The following is a 19,890-nucleotide window of genomic DNA, read 5'->3' on the forward strand; positions in this document are numbered from 1 at the left end:
TCTAGCGTCGCGCCCATGCGCACCCTTCTCCTGCTCGGCGCCGCCCTGCTCTCCCTCGGCGCCGCCTCCGCCCCCGCCCCCGCGCCGCTGCCCGAGCGGATGGCGTACACCGGCGGCGGCTCGCAGCTGATCACCGCGGAGGCCGCCGGCACGGGTTCCACCACGGGCACGCTGACCTGGTGGGACCGGCGGGGCGGCCGGTGGGTGAAGGCGGGGTCCACGCCCGCGCGGTTCGGGGCGAAGGGACTCGCGGAGGGCGGGCTGCGGCGGCAGGGCACGAACACCACGCCCACCGGGCTCTACCGGCTGCCGTACGCCTTCGGGATCGAGCCCGCGCCGCCCGGGACCTCGTACCGCTACGCGCGCGTGACCGACCGCTCCTGGTGGTGCCAGGACAACGACTCGCGCGCGTACAACCGCTGGGTCGAGGGGCTGCCCCGGGACTGCCGGGCCGCCGAGGCCGAGCATCTCGTCGCGTACCGCGAGCAGTACGCGCACGCGCTCGTCATCGGGTTCAACTACGACCGTCCGGTACGCGCGCGCGGAGCCGGAATCTTCCTGCACGTCAACGGGCGCGGGGCGACCGCCGGTTGTGTCTCCGTGCCGGTGGACGCGATGCGCGCGGTGCTCGCCTGGGCGGATCCCGCGCGCCGACCGCACATCGCCGTCGGAACGCGGGGCGGTCCGACGGCGATCACGCGCTACTGAAGTCGCGGCCTACTTCTGCGCCAGCATCAGCAGGTGGTCCGCGAGCGCCTGGCCGCCCATGGGGTCGCGGCTGATGAGCAGCAGGGTGTCGTCACCCGCGATGGTGCCGAGGATGGCCTGGAGTTCGGCCTGGTCGATGGCCGACGCGAGGAACTGGGCGGCGCCGGGCGGAGTCCGCAGGACCACCAGGTTGGCGGAGGCCTCGGCGGAGATCAGGAGTTCGCCGGAGAGCCGCCGCATGCGCTCCTCCTTGGCGGACTCTCCCAACGGCGCCTGCGGGGTACGGAAACCGCCCTCGCTGGGCACCGCGTAGATCAGCTCGCCGCCGGTGTTACGGATCTTCACCGCGCCCAGCTCGTCGAGGTCGCGGGAGAGCGTCGCCTGCGTGACGCTCAGCCCGTCGTCGCTGAGGAGCTTGGCGAGCTGGCTCTGCGAGCGCACCGGCTGCCGGTTGAGGATGTCGACGATCCTGCGGTGGCGTGCGGTGCGGGTCTGCGGAACGGACGGCCCGCCGTGCTCGTTCTCCTGCGCGTCGGTCATCGTCGTCTCATTCTCCGGTTCGTCCTTGCGCGTTCGCCACATCGAGGACCCCGGGCAGGGCCCGGAGGAAGTCGTCCGCCTCGGCGTCGGTGAGGACCAGCGGAGGCATGATCCGTACGACATCGGGGGCGGGCGCGTTCACCAGGAGACCGGCGTCCTGAGCCGCCTGCTGCACCTGGGGTGCGAGGGACTCCGTGAGCACGATACCCAGCAGGAGGCCCGCACCACGGACGTGGGAGACCAGCGGGTGCCCCAGACCCTCGATTCCCTGCCGCAGCCGCTCCCCGACCGCCTTCACGTGGTCGAGGGCCGCGTCGGCGCCGAGGGTGTCGAGGACGGCGAGCCCGGCGGCGCAGGCGACCGGGTTGCCGCCGAAGGTGGTGCCGTGGTGGCCGGGCGCGAAGAGGTCGGCCACGGGCCCGAAGGCGATGGTCGCGCCGAGCGGGAGCCCGCCGCCGAGGCCCTTGGCGAGGGTGACGACATCGGGGTCGACGCCCTCGTGGGCCTGGTACTCGAACCAGTGGCCGCAGCGGCCGACGCCGGTCTGCACCTCGTCGAGGACGAGGAGGGTGCCGGTGGCGCGGGTGATCTCCCGGGCGGCCTTGAGGTAGCCGGGGGGCGGGACGACGACGCCGTTCTCGCCCTGGATCGGCTCGATGATCACGAAGGCGGTGTCCTCGGTGACCGCCGCCCGCAGCGCTTCCACGTCGCCGTACGGGACGTGCGTGACGTCGCCGGGCAGCGGCAGGAACGGGGTCTGCTTGGCGGGCTGACCGGTGAGCGCGAGGGAGCCCATGGTCCGGCCGTGGAAGCCACCGTCCGTGGCGACCATGTGGGACCGGCCGGTGAGCCGGCCGATCTTGAACGCGGCCTCGTTGGCCTCGGCGCCCGAGTTGCAGAAGAAGACCTTGCCGGGCCGGCCGAAGAGGCCGAGGAGCCGCTCGGCGAGGGCCACGGGAGGCTCGGCGACGAACAGGTTGGAGACGTGGCCGAGGCTCTGGATCTGCCGGGTGACGGCCTCGACGACCGCCGGGTGGGCGTGGCCGAGGGCGTTGACGGCGATGCCGCCGACGAAGTCCAGGTACTCCTTGCCCGCGGCGTCCCACACCTTGGCGCCGGCACCGCGGACGAGGGGCAGTCGTGGGGTGCCGTAGTTGTTCATGAGCGAGCCCTGCCACCGCTGGGTCAGCTGCTCGTTGCCGGGCTCCGTGGTGTCGCTCATCAGTCCCCCTGTCCGTCCGGCACGACCATCGTGCCGATGCCCTCGTCGGTGAAGATCTCCAGCAGGATGGAGTGCTGGACCCGGCCGTCGATCACGCGGGCCGTGGTGACCCCGTTCCGTACGGCGTGCAGGCAGCCCTCCATCTTGGGGACCATGCCGCTGGAGAGCTCGGGCAGCAGCTTCTCCAGCTGGCTCGCGGTGAGCCGGCTGATGACCTCGTCGCTGTTCGGCCAGTCCTCGTAGAGGCCCTCGACGTCGGTCAGGACCATCAGCGTCTCGGCGCCCAGCGCCGCAGCGAGTGCCGCAGCCGCCGTATCAGCATTGACGTTGTAGACATGTCCGTCGTCCTGGGAACGGGCGATGGAGGAGATGACCGGGATCCGGCCGTCCTCCAGGAGCGCCTGGATGGCGCCGGTGTCGATGGCGGTGATCTCACCGACCCGGCCGATGTCGATCTGCTCACCGTCGACGACCGGACGGTGCCGGGTGGCGGTGATCGTGTGGGCGTCCTCGCCGGTGAGGCCCACGGCCAGCGGGCCGTGCTGGTTGAGCAGCCCGACGAGCTCGCGCTGGACCTGGCCGGCGAGGACCATCCGTACGACGTCCATGGCGTCCTCGGTGGTGACCCGCAGGCCCGCCTTGAACTCGCTGACGATGCCGTGCCGGTCGAGGGCGGCGCTGATCTGGGGGCCGCCGCCGTGCACGACGACCGGCTTGAGGCCGGCCTGGCGCAGGAAGACGACGTCCTGGGCGAAGGCCGCCTTGAGGTCCTCGTCGATCATGGCGTTGCCGCCGAACTTGATGACGACGGTCTTGCCGTTGTGGCGGGTCAGCCAGGGCAGGGCCTCGATGAGGATCTGCGCCTTGGGGAGCGCCTTGTGCTTGCGGGTCGGGTTCTGGCCCGTCTTGTCGCTCACGACGAGTACGCGCTGTTCTCGTGGACGTAGTCGGCGGTCAGGTCGTTCGCCCAGATGACGGCGGACTCGGTGCCGGCGGCGAGGTCGGCGGTGATGGTGACCTCCCGGTACCGCATGTCGACGAGGTCGCGGTCGTCGCCGACGGAGCCGTTCCTGCAGACCCAGACGCCGTTGATGGCGACGTTGAGGCGGTCGGGCTCGAACGCGGCCCGCGTGGTGCCGATCGCGGAGAGCACCCGGCCCCAGTTGGGGTCCTCGCCGTGGATGGCGCACTTGAGGAGGTTGTTGCGGGCGATGGACCGGCCCACCTCGACGGCGTCGTCCTCGGTGGCCGCGTTGACCACCTCGATGCGGATGTCCTTGCTCGCGCCCTCGGCGTCGCCGATGAGCTGGCGGGCCAGGTCGTCGCAGACCTCTCGGACGGCCTGGGCGAACGCGTCCTGCGCCGGGGTGACGCCGGAGGCGCCCGAGGCGAGGAGGAGGACGGTGTCGTTGGTCGACATGCAGCCGTCGGAGTCGACCCGGTCGAAGGTGACGCGGGTGGCGCCCCGGAGGGCGCTGTCGAGGCCCTTGGCGTCGACGTCGGCGTCGGTGGTGAGGACGACGAGCATGGTGGCGAGACCGGGGGCCAGCATGCCGGCGCCCTTCGCCATGCCGCCGACCGTCCAGCCGTCCTTCGTGACCACGGAGGTCTTGTGGACGGTGTCCGTGGTCTTGATGGCGATGGCGGCCTTCTCGCCGCCGTGCTCGGAGAGTTCGGCCGCGGCCTTCTCGACGCCGGGGAGCAGCTTGTCCATGGGGAGCAGGATGCCGATGAGGCCGGTGGAGGCGACGGCGACCTCGCCGGCGCCGACCTCGGTGCCCTTGGCGCTGAGGACCTCGGCGACCTTCTCGGCGGTGGCGTGGGTGTCCTGGAAGCCCTGGGGGCCGGTGCAGGCGTTGGCGCCGCCCGAGTTGAGGACGACGGCGGTCAGTTCGCCGTCGGCGAGGACCTGCTGCGACCAGACGACGGGGGCGGCCTTGACGCGGTTGGAGGTGAAGACTCCCGCGGCGGCGCGGCAGGGCCCGGTGTTGACCACGAGGGCCAGGTCCGGGTTGCCGTTCTGCTTGATCCCGGCGGCGATGCCCGCTGCCGTGAATCCCTTCGCTGCGGTGACGCTCATGGAGCGACTCCAATCGTGGAAAGTCCGGTGCTCTCGGGAAGCCCGAGGGCGATGTTCATGCTCTGCACCGCGCCGCCGGCGGTGCCCTTGGTGAGATTGTCGATGGCGCTGATCGCGATGATCCGGTTCGCCGCCGGGTCGTACGCGACCTGCACCTGAACGGCGTTGGAACCGTAGACGGACGCCGTCGCCGGCCACTGCCCCTCGGGGAGCAGGTGGACGAACGGCTCGTCCGCGAAGGCCTTCTCGTAGGCGGCGCGCACGGTCTCGGCGGTGACGCCGGGCTTCGCGGCGGCGGTGCAGGTGGCGAGGATGCCGCGGGGCATCGGCGCCAGGGTCGGCGTGAAGGAGACGGTGACCCGCTCCCCCGCGGGACCGCTGAGGTTCTGGATCATCTCGGGGGTGTGCCGGTGGCCGCCACCGACGCCGTACGGCGACATGCTGCCCATGACCTCGCTGCCGAGGAGGTGCGGCTTGGCCGCCTTGCCGGCGCCGGAGGTACCCGAGGCGGCGACGATCACGGCCTCGGGCTCGGCGAGCCCGTTCTCGTACGCGGGGAAGAGCGCGAGCGAGACGGCGGTCGGGTAGCAGCCGGGCACCGCGACCCGCTTGGACCCTTCGAGGGCGGCGCGGGCACCCGGCAGTTCGGGCAGCCCGTAGGGCCAGGTCCCGGCGTGCGGGGAGCCGTAGTACGTCTCCCAGTCGGCGGGCTCCTTGAGCCGGAAGTCGGCGCCCATGTCGACGACGAGGACGTCGGGACCGAGCTGCTCGGCGACGGCGGCGGACTGGCCGTGCGGCAGGGCGAGGAAGACGACGTCGTGCCCGGCGAGCTCGTCCGCGGTGGTGGGCACGAGGACGCGGTCCGCGAGCGGCAGCAGGTGGGGCTGGAGCGCCCCGAGGCGCTGGCCGGCGTTGGAGTGGCCGGTCAGGGCGCCGATCTCCACGTGGGGGTGGGCGAGGAGGAGTCGCAGGAGCTCTCCACCCGCGTATCCGCTCGCACCCGCCACTGCTACTCGTACCGTCATCGAAACCCTCCTCATGGATGGCATGACTATACGTAACCCAGCAGTTTTATGCAACGACCATTGAGCCCCCGAATATTCCTTGACGAGAATATTCTCGACGGCGAATACTTGTCCGCGTGGACGACGCAGACCCTCTCCTCATCGCACTGGCCGACCCTGCCCGCTGGCGCCTGGTGCGCCTGCTGGCCGAACGGCCCCGCCCCGTCGGCGTCCTCGCCCAGCTCGCCGAGGCGCGGCAGCCACAGACGACCAAGCACCTGCAGACGCTGGAACGGGCCGGGATCGTCACCTCCCAGCGCTCCGGACAGCGCCGGGTCTACGCCCTCCAGCCCGGCCCGCTGCGGGATCTGGCGGCCACGCTCGGGCGGCTGGCCTACACCGCGGACCGAGCCGGCGGGTCACGCGAGACGTACGACCGTCACGGGCTCAGCCTCGCGAGCGAGCGGCTCGCGGCGGAGGGGCCGGGATGGGCCGACGAGCGCTCGTTCCGGTTCCACCGCTCACTGGCCGGGGACCCCGGCTCGGTCTGGCGCCACCTGACCGAGACCGCCCTGCTCGCCCGCTGGTGGACACCTGACGACCTGCGCGTCTCGGACCTCGCCTTCGAGGCCCGGCCGGGGGGCCGGATCCTCCTGGAGTACCGCGACGCCGAGGACACCGGGCACTCCGACCCGGTCGCCGGGCGCGGGGACGGCGTCGTCGACGTCGCCCGCCCCGGCGAGCGGCTCGCGTACCGGCTCTCGCCGCGGCTCCCCGACGGCAGCGCCGCCTTCACGGCCCACGTCGACTTCGACCTCCGGCCCACCGGCGCCGGCACGGACCTCGACGTCCACTACCTGATCGCCGACAGCGCGGTGGAGTCCGCCGACTTCATCGCGGGCATCGAGATCGGCTTCGGACAATGCCTCGACAAGCTCGCCGGCGCCGTCGGCGCGCATCACGACGCGCCTCACACCTCAGCCCGTACCGAAGGAAAGCAGGTACGGCCGTGACCCCCTCCACCGGACGCAAGGTGACCGCCGACATCGCCCTCACCCTCGACGGGCGCCACAACGGCGCCGGCGGGCCGGGAGACCTCTCGGCGATCGTCCCGTACGCGACCACCGAGGTCGCCCGTGACCACCTCACCCGCATCTGGGAGAACGCGACGACCGCACTGCTCGGCCGCGGCAGACGAGAACGCCGACCCCCGCGACCGCGGCTACGCGAAGTGGCTCGTCGACACGGAGAAGGTGGTTCTGTCGACCACCCTGACCGCGTCCCCATGGGAACGCGCCCGCGTGGTGAACGCCCCGGCCGCCGAGGTCGTCGCCGAACTCAAGAGCCACGGCGAGGGCGACATCCTGGTCAACACCAGCCCGAGCGTCACCAAGGCGCTCCTCGCCGCGGACCTGGTGGACCGGCTGTACCTGCTGATCTGCCCGGAGATCGCCGGGGACGGGCAGCTGCCGTTCGACGACGGACTGCCCGGTTCACGGTGGCGGCTCGTCAGCCAGGAGGCCGGCGAGCTCGGCGAGACGGCCTTGGTCTACGACCGGGTCCGCTGACCGGACCGGGCCGCAGGCCGGACGACACACTCGGGCCGCGCTCGGCCCGTCAAGGCGGTGCGCAGCTCAGGGCGGGCCCGGCCTGTGCGCAGGGGTGCCGGACGAGGCGATTCCGCACCCCTCCGCCGACCACCCTTTGCATGACCATGCGCAATGATGCATACTCTTCCCATGTCCAAGGTCCTCACCTCCCTGCCCGCCGGCGAGCGCGTCGGCATCGCCTTCTCCGGCGGCCTCGACACCTCCGTCGCGGTCGCATGGATGCGCGACAAGGGCGCCATCCCGTGCACCTACACCGCCGACATCGGCCAGTACGACGAGCCCGACATCGCCTCGGTGCCCGGCCGTGCCAAGACCTACGGCGCCGAGATCGCGCGTCTGGTCGACTGCCGCGCGGCGCTGGTCGAGGAGGGTCTTGCCGCACTCACCTGCGGGGCGTTCCACATCCGTTCCGGCGGCCGCGCCTACTTCAACACCACGCCGCTCGGCCGTGCCGTCACCGGCACCCTCCTCGTCCGGGCGATGCTCGAGGACGACGTCCAGATCTGGGGCGACGGCTCGACCTTCAAGGGCAACGACATCGAGCGGTTCTACCGCTACGGTCTCCTCGCCAACCCGCACCTGCGGATCTACAAGCCCTGGCTGGACGCGGACTTCGTGACCGAGCTGGGCGGCCGCAAGGAGATGTCGGAGTGGCTGCTCGCCCACGAGCTGCCCTACCGCGACAGCACCGAGAAGGCGTACTCCACCGACGCCAACATCTGGGGCGCCACCCACGAGGCCAAGACCCTGGAGCACCTGGACACGGGTGTCGAGACCGTCGAGCCGATCATGGGCGTGCGGTTCTGGGACCCGTCGGTCGAGATCGAGACCGAGGACGTCACGATCGGCTTCGCGCAGGGCCGGCCAGTGTCCATCAACGGCAAGGAGTTCGCCTCCGCCGTCGACCTGGTCATGGAGGCGAACGCCATCGGCGGCCGCCACGGCATGGGCATGTCGGACCAGATCGAGAACCGCATCATCGAGGCCAAGAGCCGCGGCATCTACGAGGCGCCCGGCATGGCCCTGCTGCACGCGGCGTACGAGCGCCTGGTCAACGCCATCCACAACGAGGACACCGTCGCCCAGTACCACAACGAGGGACGGCGCCTCGGCCGGCTGATGTACGAGGGCCGGTGGCTGGACCCGCAGGCGCTCATGGTCCGCGAGTCCCTGCAGCGCTGGGTCGGCACCGCCGTCACCGGCGAGGTGACCCTGCGGCTGCGGCGCGGCGAGGACTACTCGATCCTCGACACCACGGGCCCGGCGTTCAGCTACCACCCGGACAAGCTGTCCATGGAGCGCACCGAGGACTCCGCGTTCGGCCCGGTGGACCGGATCGGCCAGCTCACCATGCGCAACCTCGACATCGCCGACTCCCGCGCCAAGCTGGAGCAGTACGCGGGCCTCGGCCTGATCGGCACCGGCAGCCCCTCCATCGGCGCCGCCCAGGCGGCCGCCACCGGGCTGATCGGCACCATGCCGGAGGGCGGCGCGGAGGCCATCGCGTCCCGTGGCGAGGTCTCCGACGACGAGGAGATGCTGGACCGCGCCGCGATGGAGTTCGGCACGGACTGATCCGCCCGTCGGGCGACACGCTCGACACCCAGGAAGGCCGGTTCGACGCCCCCGCGTCGTGCCGGCCTTTCCGTGTGCCGGGCGGTGGCCGGTTCTGTCACATCCGGGCGGGTCCCCTCGTCAACGCGGTGACGGAACCGACGAGGAGCGAGGCGCCATGCACGACGACCCCTTTCTGACCGCCCTGACCGGGCGCTTCGACGCGCACGAGGACCGACTGCGGCAGGTGGCCCTCCGGATGATGGGCTCACGGTCCGAGGCAGAGGAGGTGCTCTCGACGGCGCGGGCGGCGCTCGGCCGGACCGGCGGGGCGGCGGTACGGGCCTGGCTGACGGTTTCGGTGGGGCAGGCGTGCGTACGGGGACTCCAGGAGCGAGGCGTCCGTGAGCGGCGCCCGGCTCCGGGGGACGGCGGTGCGGTCGGCGTCGACTCCCTGTGGCTCGCGCTGCTCGTCGTACTCGACGCGCTCGGGGCCGAGGAGCGGCTCGCCTACGTCCTGCACGACGCGTTCGGGCTGCCGCCGTCCGAGACGGCGCGAATCACCGGCGGCTCCCCCGAGGAGGTGACGCGGCTCGCCCGGCGGGCCAGAGCGCGAATCCGCGGCGGCGGGGCGGCCCGTGCCGAGGGTGACGCCGAGCGGCAGCGGGCGGTGGTGGAACGGTTCCTGGCGGCCGTACGCGCGCGTGACGCCCGTGCGCTCGCCGCCGTACTCGATCCGGACGTGGTCGCCTACTCCGAGCACGGCCCGTTGCACGGCGCTCCGGCCGTCGCCGAGCGGGCGGCCGGCTTCGCGCGGTTCGCCGGCCTCGCCCGGCCCGCTCTCGTCGACGGGGCCGTCGGAGCGGTCGCGCACGTCGCCGGGCGGCCGGTCGCCGCCGTGGCGTTCACCTTCCGCGGGGACCGCGTCGTCAGCCTCTCCTTCACCACCGGGGAGGACCGGGTGCGCGCGCTCGAACCGGTCTTTCCCGAGGGGACCGAGTCGACGTGACGCCGCCTAACCTGAGGACATGATCATCGACGCGCAGACCCATGTACGAGTCGCCCGCCCCTCGCGGGACCTGGCCGCCGCCGAACGGTTCTACGTCGACGGGCTCGGGCTCGACGTGCTGTGGCGGAGCACCGAGCGGGTGCCCGGCGAGCACGACCTGCTCATGGTCGGGCCGAAGGACGGGAGCTGGCACTTCGAGCTGACCCACGATCCCGAGCATCCGCTGGAGCCCACGCCGACCGTCGACGACCTGTTCGTCCTGTACCTGGGGGCGCCCGTCGAGGAGGAGCAGGTGGAGCGGCTGGTCGCCTCCGGCGGGACCCGGGTGGCCGCGCACAACCCCTACTGGGACACCTTCGGCGTCACCGTCGCCGATCCCGACGGATACCGGCTGGTCCTGTGCTCGCGTACCTGGGGATGACGACCCGGAGGGGTGCGGGCGGGCCGGACGGCTCCGCGCGCACCCCTTGCGGGGACTAGGCCGTACGCACCGCGCGCAGGACCACGAACTTCGCGTCGCTGGCGACGAGATCGCTGTTGCCGAAGATCCGGCGGAGGGTGACGTGGTAACCGAGGTGCCGGTTGCCGATGACCCACAGCTCGCCGCCGGGCCGCAGCGCGCGCCTGGCTTCCGCGAACATGCGGCGGGACGTGCGGTCGGTGGTGGCCTGGTGGCTGTGGAACGGCGGGTTGTTGAGAACCAGGTCCACCGAGCCCTCGGGCAGATCGCTCAGTCCGTCGCCGACGATGAACTCCGCCTTGCGTCCCTCGCCCACGTGGGTCCGGAAGTTCTCCTCGGCCGAGGCGACCGCCGGATACGACTCGTCGGTGAAGACCAGTTCCGCGTCGGGCTCGGAGAGGGCGATGGCGAGGCCGACGACGCCGTTGCCGCAGCCGAGGTCGGCGACGCGGGCCGTGCCGAGGTCCCCGGGCAGGTTCGCGAGGAAGAAGCGGGTGCCGATGTCGAGGCGGTCGGCGCAGAAGACACCGGCGTGATTCGTGACGGTCAGACCGGGCAGACCGGGCGCGGGGGTGTCCGCCGGGAGGTCGTACCGGTGCGGCCAGGGGTTCGGGCGCGGGGTGATCGAGGGGTCCGGGGTGGTGTGGATCAGCCGGGCCTTCTTCACCGCGAGCGAGGTGCGGGTGGGCCCGATGATCCGCTCGAAGAGCCGGAGCGTGGAGGTGTGGATCTCCTTCACCATGCCGGTGCCGACGATCACGGTGCCCTCGTGCACGGCGGGTGCGAGCCGGTGCAGCTGGTCCTCGAGGAGCGCGAGGCTCTTGGGGACCCGGACCAGGAGGACGTCGATCCGCTGGGGTGGCGGGTCCTGGGTGGTGAGCAGCCGGACGGCGTCCGGGGCGGCCCCGGCGCGGGCCAGGTTGGCCCTGGTGGCCTGTTCGCCGAGGTAGGAGTCGGTGATCTGGACGAGCTCGCCGGTCCCGGCGGCGTGCAGCGCGGTGACGAGGGCTCCCCAGCGGTCGCCGAGGACGGCGACGGTGCCGGACAGGTCGGTTCCGCTCTCGGCCAGGTGGCCCAGGAGGTATTCGTCGGCCGCGTCCCAGGCGCGCAGCTGGTCGCGCGGGTCCTCGGGAAAGCGGGTCAGCGTGAAGGCGCCCCATGACGTGGTCAAACGGTTCATCGTGCCTCCAGGCTAGCCGGTCGCGGCCGCCCGCACTCCCGTCGCGCGCGAAGGCCGGGTCCTCGGCCCGCCCGCGAGGGTGTGCCGGTGCGGTGTCAGTGCGGCGCCGCGGAGGCGTACGTGCGGTGTCAGTACGGCGCCGCGGAGGCGTACGTGCGGTGTCAGTGCGGCGCCGCGGCGAGCTGGAGGTGCCAGAGGCCCGGGCGGCCGGTGAGGGTGACGGTGGAGAGGGGGCGGACGTCGACGTTCCAGTAGGTGGCCGGCGGTGCCTTCAGGGCGTACACGAGGGCGGCGCGTACGACGGCGGGTTCGGCGACGGCGACGATGGCGCCGTCCTCGGCGGGGCGGGTGTCGAGCCAGTTCCCTATCCGGGTGATGAAGGCGAGGAGCGGTTCGCCGCCGTGCGGGGCGCTGCGGGCGTCGGTGAGCCAGGCGTCGACGGCGGCCGGTTCGAGGGCGGCGACCTCGGCGAGGGTCAGGCCCCGCCAGCGGCCCATGTCGCAGTCGCGCAGTGCGGGCTGGGCGAGGGGTGCGTAGCCGAGGGCGGTGCCGGTGGCGCGGCAGCGCGGGGTCGGGGAGCAGTAGCGCAGTTCGGCCGCGCCGAGCGGGATGAGCGCGGGCGCGGCGAGCTGCACGTCGTACCAGCCGGCCTCGTCCAGTGGCCGGTCGTCGTCGAAGCGTTCGGCGAGCAGGGAGGAGCTGCGTGCCGCCGTGACGAGCGTCACCCGAAGACTCATGGGCGCGATCGTGAGGCCGGAGGCGCCGCAGGTCAAGGGGTCATTCCCCGGGGCCGGAGGGGCTCCGGCTCACTGCTGCCCGAGAGCCATCCACTTGTCCGGATTCTGTAGTGGCGTGAAACCGACCTTCTCGTACACCCCGTGCGCGTCGGCGGTGGCGAGCATGATGCGGCGCAGCCCGTACGGCGCGAGGTGGTCGCGGACCGCGGTGACGAGCGCCGTGCCGAGGCCGGTGCCACGGGCCGGACGGTCGACGTAGACGTCGCAGAGCCAGGCGAAGGTGGCGTAGTCGGTGACGACGCGGGCGTAGGCGGCCATCTCGCCGGTCTCACGGTGGTACGCGCCCAGGTTGAGGGATGCCTCGATGGCCGCGTCCTGCTTCTCCCGAGGTCGGCCGAGGGCCCAGTAGGCGTCCGTGGAGAGCCAGTGGTGGACGCGGGCCGCGTCGATCCGCGCGGGGTCGGCTGAGATCTCGTACGTCCCGTGCATGAGGGGGCTGCCGGTGGTCGTGCTGTCGCTCATGACCGCAGGCTTCCAGTGACACCGGGGATTGTCAGGTGAATTTGCCCGCCTCCGGGCGGCCAGGATCGGGGTGGACCGGGGGCGGGGACGGCCCCGGAGGGGCGTCCGTCCCGGCCCCCGCGGTCAGGGGGTGAGTTCGTCGACCGCCGTCCGCAGCCGGCGCACGCCCTCCACGATCTCCGTGGGGCCCGCGACACCCGCGAAACTCAGCCGGATGTGCCCGGCGGGGGGTTCCGCGCAGAAGTACGGACGGCCCGGGGCCGCGGCGACGCCGGCCCGCAGGGCGGCGGCGAGGAAGGCGGCCTCCGGCAGCGCGTCGGGCAGGCGCGGCCAGAGGTGGTAGCCGCCGTAGGGCACGTACGACAGGGCCAGCGTGGGCAGCTGATGGGCGACCGCACCGGACAGCAGGTCCCGGCGGCTCTTGAGCTCCTGGGCGACGGCCCGCAGATGGCGGTGCCAGGCGGGCGATCCGACGAGTTCGAGCGCGGCCTCCTGGAGGGGGCGGGGGACGAAGAAGCTGTCGACGACCTGGATGGCGCGGAGGCGTTCCAGGACGGGGCCGCGGGCGGCGAGGGCGCCGACGCGGAGGCTGGGCGAGGTGGCCTTGGTGAGCGAGCACACGTGGACGACCACCCCGTCGGGATCGTCCGCGGCGAGCGGGGCGGGGAGCGGCGGGGCGTCCTCGTGGACGAGACGTCGGGCGAAGTCGTCCTCGACGACGAAGGCTCCGGCGGCACGGGCGATGCGGACGACCTCGCGGCGCCGCTCCGGCGCGAGCACGGCGCCGGTCGGGTTCTGGAAGAGCGGCTGGCAGACGAAGACTCGGGCTCCGGTGGCGCGGAACGCGGCTTCGAGGAGTTCGGGGCGCACCCCGTCGGCGTCGACGGGGACGGGCACGGGGCGCAGGCCCGCGGCGCGGGCGACGGCCAGCATGCCCGGGTAGGTGGGCGACTCGACGAGGACGGGCGTGCCGGGCGGGGTGAGGGCGCGCAGGGCGGTGGTGATGGCGGACTGTCCGCCGGCGGTGATGAGGAGGTCGGCGGCGGTGACGCTGCCGCCGATCTCGCGGGCGAACCACTCGCGCAGCTCGGGCAGGCCGTCGGTGGGCGGTCTGCTCCAGGCGCCGGGGCGGCGTCCGGCGCGGGCGAGGGCGGCCGCGAGCGCCCGCTCGGGCTGGAGGGAGGCGTGGAGATAGCCGCCGTTGAACTCGATCACTCCCGGCGGCGGCGCGGCGAGGGTGACGAGGACGCCGGAGGCGTCGACGGCCCGGGGGACGAGTTCCGTGGCCGAGTCGGCGCTGAGGGCGAGCTCCTGCCAGGAGGTGTCCCCGGCGACGGGGGTGGCGGTGCGGCGCTCGGCCCGGAACGCGCCGGCGCCGGGCCGGGTGACCACGAGCCCTTCGGCGGCGAGCTGGGCGAGGGCTCGGGTGACGGTCACCGGGGAGACCCGGTAGCGCTCGACGAGCGCACGGCTCGACGGCAGCTTTCCACCTGGAGAGTAGCGGTTCAGCTCACTCCTCAAGGAATGCGCCAGTTCTGCGACACTGCTACGCTCGTTCATGACAGCACAGAATAGCGCTACTACCTCCAGGACGATAGCGGTCACCGCCTCCGCCGGAAGCACCGGAACCGGCGTGGGCACCGACGCCGGAGCGAGTACGGGACCCGGCGCGAGCAGCACCGCCACCGCCCGGACCGCCACCGATCCGCTCCCCCGTGGCACGCTGCTCGCCGGCCTCGGCGTGGTCGCCTTCTCGCTGACCTTCCCGTCGACCGTCTGGGGCCTGGAGAGCTTCGGCCCCTGGTCCCTGGTCGCCGTGCGCTCCACCCTCGCCGCCCTCATCGCGGGCGCGTTCCTGCTCGTCGGGAGGGTTCCGCTGCCGGAGCGGCGCCACTGGGCGGGCCTCGCCGTCGTCGCCGGCGGTGTCGTCATCGGCTTCCCGCTCCTGACGACCCTGGCCCTGCAGACCTCCACCACCTCGCACGCCGCCGTCGTGGTGGGTCTGCTGCCGCTCACCACGGCGACCTTCGCCGCGGTGCGGACCGGACGGCGTCCCTCCCGCACGTTCTGGTTCGCGGCCGTGTCGGGCGCGGTCGTGGTGATCGCCTTCACGCTCCAGCAGAGCGGCGGGGCCGTCTCCCAGGGCGACCTGTACCTCTTCGGCGCCCTCCTGGTCTGCGCGGCGGGCTACACCGAGGGCGGTCGGCTCGCGCGGCTCATGCCCGGCTGGCAGGTCATCGGCTGGGCCCTGGTCCTGTGCCTGCCGCTGATGGCCGTCGGCTCCGCCGTGGCGCTGTCCCTGGAGCCGGTCCACCTGAACGCCCACGGCGTGATCGGCCTGGTCTGGGTGGCCGCCGGTTCCACCTTCTTCGGCCTGTACGTCTGGTACCGGGGCATGGCCGCGATCGGCATCCCCAAGGCCAGCCAGTTGCAGCTGGCGCAGCCGCTCCTCACCCTCTTCTGGTCGGTGTTCCTGCTCGACGAGAGCCTGCCGCTCGCCGCCCCGCTCGCGGCGGTGGCCGTCCTGGTCTGCATCGCCGTCACCCAGCGGGCGAAGAGCTGACGCGACGGATCGGGGTGACCCGGGTCACAATGGCAGGCGTAGGCTCCGAGTAGGACAGGCCCGGTCGCGAGGAGGCCCCCCGATGCAGGCGAGCGTGGGCGACAAACTGCTGGTGCACGGCCGGACCGTCGGTCATCACGACCGTACGGCCGAGGTGCTCCAGGTCCTGGGGGAGAACGGCACTCCCCCGTACCGCGTGAAGTTCGACGACGACGGTCACGAGGCCCTGATGTCGCCGGGCCCCGACACCGTCGTACGCCCTCACCCGGAGGCGGAGGCCCGCTGAGCCCTCTCCTTCGGCGGACGGACCCTGGTCGGGTAGTGATCGGCCACCACGGCGGCCATCGCCCCGATCCGGTCCGTGGCGACCTCCGTCGCGGCGAAGAAGCAGTGGCCGCCGACCGTCGGGTGGCGGGCGGCGAGGTCCAGGTGGCGTGACAGCTCCCCCGGGTCCTGCCAGGCCGCGGGCTGGGCGGGATCGCCCGCCTTGTAGAGCGCCTCTCCGATGTAGAGGCCGACGCCGGTGTCCCGGACCACGGCGTCCCACCAGGGCAGCAGCTTGGCGTAGTCGACGGCGGGCAGGCCGATGTTCCAGTACAGCTGGGGCACCACGTAGTCGATCCAGCCCTCCCGGATCCACTTCCGGACGTCGGCGTACAGGTCGTCGTAGGTCTGGACGCCCGCGTCTGTGTCCGAGCCCTCCGGATCGGTGGCGCTGTTCCGCCAGACACCGAAGGGACTGACGCCGAAGGCCACCCCCTGCTTCACTTCCTTGATCCGGGCGGACATCTCGGAGACGAGCAGATCGGTGTTGTGCCGCCGCCAGGCCGCCCTGTCGGAAAAGTCACCGCCGTACCGCGCGTACGCGTCGTCGTCGGCGAAGACCTCCCCGGCCACCGGGTACGGGTAGAAGTAGTCGTCCCAGTGCACGGCGTCGATGTCGTAGCGACGCAGCGCGTCCAGCATCGCGTCCTGGACGAAGCGGCGGACCTCGGGCAGCCCCGGGTCGTAGTAGAGCTTTCCGCCGTAGGGCAGCACCCACTCCGGGTGCAGCCGGGCCGGATGATCGGCGACGAGCAGGCTCGGGTCCGTGTGATTCGCCACTCGGTACGGGTTGAACCAGGCGTGCAGTTCGAGGCCCCGCGCATGGGCCTCCTCTACGGCCGTGCCGAGCGGGTCCCAGCCGGGGTCGCGGCCCTGCGTCCCGGTGAGGCACTGCGCCCACGGCTCGTGCGGCGAGGGCCAGAGCGCGTCGGCGGTGGGCCGGACCTGGAGGACCACCGCGTTGAGCCGACGCTCGACCGCCCTGTCCAGGTGGGCCAGGAGCTCGGCGCGCTGCCCCTCGGCGGTCAGCCCGGCACGGGAGGGCCAGTCGCGGTTGGCGACCGTGGCGATCCACATGCCGCGGAACTCCTGTCGGCGGTGCGGCCCCGCCCGTACCGAGGACTCGTCCCCGGCCGATGCCCGGCCTGTCGTCCCCGTCACGGCGAGCGCCGCCCCGGTGGCTCCGGCCACGAACCCTCTTCTGCCGATAGGCCGCACTTGTACCCCTCCTCTGTCGGATACGTCACACCCACCCGGACAGCATGCCCGCCCCGGACGATCGATCATCGGTTAATGAGCGGTAACGTCGTGGGGGTCGAGGCGGACGCACCGGAATCACACGGGGCCCGCCGCAGAGAAGAGCGAAAGGCACGAGGTGACGGACTCCATGGCCGACATTGAGCGCGTCGGAGTGGTGGGCTGCGGCCAGATGGGCGCGGGCATCGCAGAGGTGTGTGCCCGGAGCGGCCTTGAGGTGAAGGTCGCCGAGACCACCGGCGAGGCGCTGGAGCTCGGCCGCACGCGGCTCTACAACTCGCTGGCGAAGGCCGCCGAACGCGGCAAGATCAGCGAGGAGGAGCGGGACGCCACGCTCGCTCGCCTCAGCTTCACCACCGACCTGGGCGAGTTCGCCGACCGCGACCTCGTCATCGAGGCGGTCGTGGAGAACGAGCAGGTCAAGACCGAGATCTTCCAGGTGCTCGACCAGGTCATGACCCGGCGCGACGCGATCCTGGCCTCGAACACCTCGTCCATCCCGCTGGTCAAGCTGGCCGTGGCGACCTCCCGCCCCGACCAGGTCATCGGCATCCACTTCTTCAACCCGGCCCCGGTGCAGAAGCTCGTCGAGCTGATCCCGGCCCTCACCACCTCCGAGGGCACCATCAGCCGGGCCCAGGCCTTCGCGGAGAAGACGCTCGGCAAGCACGCGATCCGCGCGCAGGACCGGTCCGGCTTCGTGGTCAACGCGCTGCTCGTGCCGTACCTGCTCTCGGCGATCCGGATGTTCGAGTCGGGCATCGCGAGCCGCGACGACATCGACAACGGCATGGAGTTCGGCTGCGCCCACCCGATGGGCCCGCTGAAGCTGTCGGACCTGATCGGTCTCGACACCATCGCCTCGATCGCCGACTCGATGTACGCGGAGTTCAAGGAGCCGCTGTACGCCGCTCCGCCGCTGCTCCAGCGCATGGTGGACGCCGGCCGGCTCGGCCGGAAGACGGGCTGGGGCTTCTACCCGTACGCCTGATCCGCCGCACCACCCCCGATCACCGGACGGCCCGTTCTCTCGCACAGGTACGGGCCGTCCGGCGTTGTCACGCCGGGGGTCAGCCGAGGCGCAGATGGCGGAGCATCAGGAGCCCGGCGGCCATGTTGGCGGCCGGGATCTCGCCCCGGGCGATCATGTCCGGGATCTCCTTCAGCGGGATCCAGGCCCGCCGCGAGGACTCGAAGGCGTCCTCGGGCGGTCCCGTGTACGTGGCCCGCTCGGCCCAGTAGACGTGGTGCCGGGCGTCGGTGAGGCCGTTGGACGGTTCGACGGTGAGGAGATGGCGCAGCGGCCCCGGCCGCCAGCCGGTCTCCTCCTCCATCTCCCGGGCGGCTGCGGTCTCGATCTCCTCGCCGTCCTCGACGACGCCGGCGGCCAGCTCCCAGCCCCAGCTGTCGGTGATGAAGCGATGGCGCCAGAGCATCAGGACTTCGTCGGCCTCGTTGACGGCGGTCGCGACGGCGACAGGACGGAGCCGGATCAGATAGTGGTCGAGGTGGCGGCCGTCGGGGAGTTCGACGTCCGCGAGGTTCACCCGGAACCAGCGATTCTCATAGACGGAGCGTTCGCTAAGTTTCGTCCACTGCACGTTCTTGCCACCTTCCGACTGGTCGGTGCTTGTTTGGTGGCAATATCGCAGCAGCTCGGCGCTCATAGGGGAACGCGTAGCGCCCCGTCGATGAGAGCCGCCGCGTCCCGGGCCTCCCCTCCGCCGCTCGCGAGGAGATGTTCCCGCACCTGCCGCAGCCGGTCCCGCAGCCGCCGCGACTCCATCCCCCGCGCCCGCTCGGTCATCTCCACCGCCGTACGCGCCGCCCCGTCGGCCTCCCCCTGCCGCAGCTCGATCTGGCACAGCATCGCGAGCCGGTGCACCCGGCCCCGGTCGTGCGAGGGAGTTCCCACCGCCATCGACGCGTGCTCGTGCGCCGCCGCGAGGTCACCCAGACTGAGGAGGGCCTCGGCCACCTGGACGTTGACGAGTCCCGGCTGCACATAGCCCGTCTCCGCCGGTTCCTCCCCCGGGCTGATCCGCTCCGCCGCCGTCTCCGCCCGCCGGATGCACGCCAACGCGGCGGCCCCGTCGCCCAGGTGCGCGTACGCCTTCGCCTGCATCGCCGTCAGATCGGCCGCGAGCGCCGGGGTGATCTGCCGCCCCGCGGCCCGCAGCGCCGCCTCAGCGAACGCCACCGCCTGCCGGTACTCCCCCATGAACAGCGACTGGTTGACGAGCAGCGCGATCACATAGGCGCCGAGCCCCCGGTCCCCGCTCGCCTTCGCCAGCCGCAGTGCCTGGTGGAAGTAGCGCTGGGCGAGACCGTGCGCGTCCGCGTCGTACGCGCAGATGCCGGCCACCGCCACGAGCCCGCCGGTGGCCCGGTGCAGCCGCCGGCCGAGGGCGTCGCTGTACGAGCCCCGCAGCAGCGGCGCGGTCTCCGTGGTGAGGAAGCCGACGATCCGGGCCCGGGTCGCGATGCCCCCGGCCCTGCGGTACATCTGCTCGTAGTGGGACCGGGCGGCACCCAGCACGGCGATGTCCGCGGCCGAGACCGACGTCCGTCCCGTACGGGAGACGTCCCCGTCCTCCGGCGGGTTCTCCCACTCCCACACGGGCATCACCGCCGGAGTCCCGGTCACGGCCGGCGCACCGACTATGTGCGGCCGCTGCTGCTCGTCGGAACGCCACAGGGCGGCCGCCCGCTCCACGAACCCGGACAGCGGCGAACCGGCCGCGGGGAGCGGCCCGTCCGGCAGCCCGAAGCCGATGTCGTCCAGGGTCACCTGCCGGCGCAGCCTCGCGGCGAGCACCTCGCAGATCAGGTCCGGCACCTGGCCGCGCGGCCGCTGCCCCTTCAACCACCGTGCCACGGCGGTGTGTTCGTAGCGCAGGGCGAGACCCCGGGCCCGGCCGGCCCGGTTCACGTGGGCGGCGAGGCCCGCGTGGGAGACGCCCGCTTCGTCGAGCAGGGCGTCGAGCAAGGTGTTGGGCTGCATGGCCGCTCCGGTCACTCCGGTCGCTCGGTGAACTCAGCGTAGCGGTGGCTGATTTCGTACGGACCGAACCACTACGGAGGGCCCCCCTTCGGGTCAACTCCGCCCGGACGATTTCG

21 protein-coding genes are annotated in these 19,890 nt (G+C 72.5%); 9 read left to right on the top strand and 12 right to left on the bottom strand.

Annotated elements, in window-relative coordinates:
• Positions 1-15 precede the first annotated feature (15 nt).
• Positions 16-708, top strand: coding sequence for a L,D-transpeptidase family protein (locus tag IO20_RS0118660; RefSeq protein WP_030551774.1), 693 nt, complete (start codon positions 16-18; stop codon positions 706-708).
• A 9-nt stretch (positions 709-717) separates the two neighbouring features.
• Here the strand turns inward: IO20_RS0118660 and IO20_RS0118665 are convergent, their stop codons facing one another.
• Genes IO20_RS0118665 through argC form a run of 5 tightly spaced genes read right to left on the bottom strand, consistent with a single transcriptional unit; the run spans position 718 to position 5,575 of the window.
• Complete coding sequence (locus IO20_RS0118665) at positions 718-1,248, bottom strand: arginine repressor (RefSeq protein ID WP_030204657.1); 531 nt, start codon at positions 1,246-1,248, stop codon at positions 718-720.
• A gap of 7 nt (positions 1,249-1,255) precedes the next feature.
• A complete protein-coding gene (locus IO20_RS0118670) occupies positions 1,256-2,470 on the bottom strand; it encodes an acetylornithine transaminase (RefSeq protein WP_030551772.1) in 1,215 nt (404 codons plus the stop codon).
• The gene (gene argB / locus IO20_RS0118675) at positions 2,470-3,387 is read right to left on the bottom strand and encodes an acetylglutamate kinase (RefSeq protein WP_030551770.1); all 918 of its coding nucleotides are present in this window, start codon (positions 3,385-3,387) and stop codon (positions 2,470-2,472) included. Before argB ends, IO20_RS0118670 begins: the two co-directional genes overlap by 1 nt.
• Entirely contained in the window at positions 3,384-4,550 is a 1,167-nt protein-coding gene (gene argJ / locus IO20_RS0118680) for a bifunctional glutamate N-acetyltransferase/amino-acid acetyltransferase ArgJ (RefSeq protein ID WP_030551768.1), read from the bottom strand. The genes argB and argJ overlap by 4 nt, the downstream gene beginning before the upstream one ends.
• Positions 4,547-5,575, bottom strand: coding sequence for an N-acetyl-gamma-glutamyl-phosphate reductase (argC, locus tag IO20_RS0118685; RefSeq protein WP_030551766.1), 1,029 nt, complete (start codon positions 5,573-5,575; stop codon positions 4,547-4,549). The genes argJ and argC overlap by 4 nt, the downstream gene beginning before the upstream one ends.
• A gap of 116 nt (positions 5,576-5,691) precedes the next feature.
• On the opposite strand from argC, the gene IO20_RS0118690 reads away from it, so the two are divergent.
• The 5 genes from IO20_RS0118690 to IO20_RS0118710 all read left to right on the top strand — a co-directional run bounded on the left by IO20_RS0118690 (position 5,692) and on the right by IO20_RS0118710 (position 10,148).
• Positions 5,692-6,567 (top strand): metalloregulator ArsR/SmtB family transcription factor, encoded by an 876-nt coding sequence (locus IO20_RS0118690; protein WP_030551764.1) that lies wholly within the window; start codon positions 5,692-5,694, stop codon positions 6,565-6,567.
• Positions 6,568-6,690: 123 nt separating this feature from the next.
• On the top strand, positions 6,691-7,122 hold the full coding sequence (locus IO20_RS36695) for a dihydrofolate reductase family protein (RefSeq protein ID WP_342668772.1): 432 nt from the start codon (positions 6,691-6,693) through the stop codon (positions 7,120-7,122).
• A 171-nt stretch (positions 7,123-7,293) separates the two neighbouring features.
• Positions 7,294-8,739, top strand: a complete 1,446-nt coding sequence (gene argG / locus IO20_RS0118700; RefSeq protein ID WP_030551763.1) for an argininosuccinate synthase — start codon at positions 7,294-7,296, stop codon at positions 8,737-8,739.
• A 157-nt stretch (positions 8,740-8,896) separates the two neighbouring features.
• On the top strand, positions 8,897-9,727 hold the full coding sequence (locus IO20_RS0118705; protein ID WP_030551761.1) for a sigma factor-like helix-turn-helix DNA-binding protein: 831 nt from the start codon (positions 8,897-8,899) through the stop codon (positions 9,725-9,727).
• A 19-nt stretch (positions 9,728-9,746) separates the two neighbouring features.
• Positions 9,747-10,148 carry a VOC family protein gene (locus IO20_RS0118710; protein ID WP_030551759.1) on the top strand — a complete coding sequence of 134 codons (402 nt, stop codon included), beginning with the start codon at positions 9,747-9,749 and terminating at the stop codon, positions 10,146-10,148.
• A 55-nt stretch (positions 10,149-10,203) separates the two neighbouring features.
• Here the strand turns inward: IO20_RS0118710 and IO20_RS0118715 are convergent, their stop codons facing one another.
• From IO20_RS0118715 to IO20_RS0118730, 4 genes are all read right to left on the bottom strand, one after another.
• The gene (locus tag IO20_RS0118715) at positions 10,204-11,367 is read right to left on the bottom strand and encodes a methyltransferase (protein WP_030551757.1); all 1,164 of its coding nucleotides are present in this window, start codon (positions 11,365-11,367) and stop codon (positions 10,204-10,206) included.
• Positions 11,368-11,528: 161 nt separating this feature from the next.
• Positions 11,529-12,104, bottom strand: coding sequence for a histidine phosphatase family protein (locus IO20_RS0118720; protein ID WP_030551755.1), 576 nt, complete (start codon positions 12,102-12,104; stop codon positions 11,529-11,531).
• Positions 12,105-12,173: 69 nt separating this feature from the next.
• Positions 12,174-12,626 (bottom strand): GNAT family N-acetyltransferase, encoded by a 453-nt coding sequence (locus IO20_RS0118725; protein WP_030551753.1) that lies wholly within the window; start codon positions 12,624-12,626, stop codon positions 12,174-12,176.
• Between the two features lie 123 nt (positions 12,627-12,749).
• Positions 12,750-14,186: an aminotransferase-like domain-containing protein gene (locus IO20_RS0118730; protein ID WP_078946050.1), complete on the bottom strand. Its 1,437-nt coding sequence runs from the start codon at positions 14,184-14,186 to the stop codon at positions 12,750-12,752.
• Between IO20_RS0118730 and IO20_RS36700 the strand changes: the two genes are divergently transcribed.
• Both IO20_RS36700 and IO20_RS0118740 read left to right on the top strand, forming a co-directional pair.
• Entirely contained in the window at positions 14,185-15,189 is a 1,005-nt protein-coding gene (locus IO20_RS36700) for a DMT family transporter (RefSeq protein WP_031127438.1), read from the top strand. The two genes, IO20_RS0118730 and IO20_RS36700, sit on opposite strands and share 2 nt — an antisense overlap.
• A gap of 82 nt (positions 15,190-15,271) precedes the next feature.
• Positions 15,272-15,475, top strand: coding sequence for a DUF1918 domain-containing protein (locus IO20_RS0118740; protein ID WP_030551747.1), 204 nt, complete (start codon positions 15,272-15,274; stop codon positions 15,473-15,475).
• Here IO20_RS0118740 and IO20_RS0118745 read toward each other — a convergent pair.
• Positions 15,451-16,731, bottom strand: a complete 1,281-nt coding sequence (locus tag IO20_RS0118745) for a glycoside hydrolase family 10-like protein (protein ID WP_051874544.1) — start codon at positions 16,729-16,731, stop codon at positions 15,451-15,453. The genes IO20_RS0118740 and IO20_RS0118745 overlap by 25 nt on opposite strands.
• Before the next feature lie 169 nt (positions 16,732-16,900).
• Here IO20_RS0118745 and IO20_RS0118750 point away from each other — a divergent pair, with 169 nt between their 5' ends.
• The gene (locus tag IO20_RS0118750; RefSeq protein ID WP_030551743.1) at positions 16,901-17,761 is read left to right on the top strand and encodes a 3-hydroxybutyryl-CoA dehydrogenase; all 861 of its coding nucleotides are present in this window, start codon (positions 16,901-16,903) and stop codon (positions 17,759-17,761) included.
• Positions 17,762-17,840: 79 nt separating this feature from the next.
• Here the strand turns inward: IO20_RS0118750 and IO20_RS0118755 are convergent, their stop codons facing one another.
• Complete coding sequence (locus IO20_RS0118755) at positions 17,841-18,371, bottom strand: NUDIX hydrolase (protein WP_030551741.1); 531 nt, start codon at positions 18,369-18,371, stop codon at positions 17,841-17,843.
• Positions 18,372-18,433: 62 nt separating this feature from the next.
• Complete coding sequence (locus IO20_RS0118760; RefSeq protein ID WP_030551738.1) at positions 18,434-19,774, bottom strand: NsdA family TPR-like regulatory protein; 1,341 nt, start codon at positions 19,772-19,774, stop codon at positions 18,434-18,436.
• Positions 19,775-19,890 lie beyond the last annotated feature (116 nt).

Origin of the sequence: Streptomyces exfoliatus, assembly GCF_000725545.1 — a bacterium.
In the GTDB taxonomy this organism is placed as follows: Bacteria; Actinomycetota; Actinomycetes; order Streptomycetales; family Streptomycetaceae; genus Streptomyces; species Streptomyces exfoliatus.

Coding starts and splice junctions, on each gene's coding strand:
- IO20_RS0118660 (WP_030551774.1), top strand. CDS start 16: ATGCGCACCCTTCTCCTGCTCGGCGCCGCCCTGCTCTCCCTCGGCGCC.
- IO20_RS0118665 (WP_030204657.1), bottom strand. CDS start 1,248: ATGACCGACGCGCAGGAGAACGAGCACGGCGGGCCGTCCGTTCCGCAG.
- IO20_RS0118670 (WP_030551772.1), bottom strand. CDS start 2,470: ATGAGCGACACCACGGAGCCCGGCAACGAGCAGCTGACCCAGCGGTGG.
- argJ (WP_030551768.1), bottom strand. CDS start 4,550: ATGAGCGTCACCGCAGCGAAGGGATTCACGGCAGCGGGCATCGCCGCC.
- argC (WP_030551766.1), bottom strand. CDS start 5,575: ATGACGGTACGAGTAGCAGTGGCGGGTGCGAGCGGATACGCGGGTGGA.
- argG (WP_030551763.1), top strand. CDS start 7,294: ATGTCCAAGGTCCTCACCTCCCTGCCCGCCGGCGAGCGCGTCGGCATC.
- IO20_RS0118705 (WP_030551761.1), top strand. CDS start 8,897: ATGCACGACGACCCCTTTCTGACCGCCCTGACCGGGCGCTTCGACGCG.
- IO20_RS0118710 (WP_030551759.1), top strand. CDS start 9,747: ATGATCATCGACGCGCAGACCCATGTACGAGTCGCCCGCCCCTCGCGG.
- IO20_RS0118715 (WP_030551757.1), bottom strand. CDS start 11,367: ATGAACCGTTTGACCACGTCATGGGGCGCCTTCACGCTGACCCGCTTT.
- IO20_RS0118720 (WP_030551755.1), bottom strand. CDS start 12,104: ATGAGTCTTCGGGTGACGCTCGTCACGGCGGCACGCAGCTCCTCCCTG.
- IO20_RS0118725 (WP_030551753.1), bottom strand. CDS start 12,626: ATGAGCGACAGCACGACCACCGGCAGCCCCCTCATGCACGGGACGTAC.
- IO20_RS36700 (WP_031127438.1), top strand. CDS start 14,185: ATGACAGCACAGAATAGCGCTACTACCTCCAGGACGATAGCGGTCACC.
- IO20_RS0118730 (WP_078946050.1), bottom strand. CDS start 14,186: ATGAACGAGCGTAGCAGTGTCGCAGAACTGGCGCATTCCTTGAGGAGT.
- IO20_RS0118740 (WP_030551747.1), top strand. CDS start 15,272: ATGCAGGCGAGCGTGGGCGACAAACTGCTGGTGCACGGCCGGACCGTC.
- IO20_RS0118750 (WP_030551743.1), top strand. CDS start 16,901: ATGGCCGACATTGAGCGCGTCGGAGTGGTGGGCTGCGGCCAGATGGGC.
- IO20_RS0118760 (WP_030551738.1), bottom strand. CDS start 19,774: ATGCAGCCCAACACCTTGCTCGACGCCCTGCTCGACGAAGCGGGCGTC.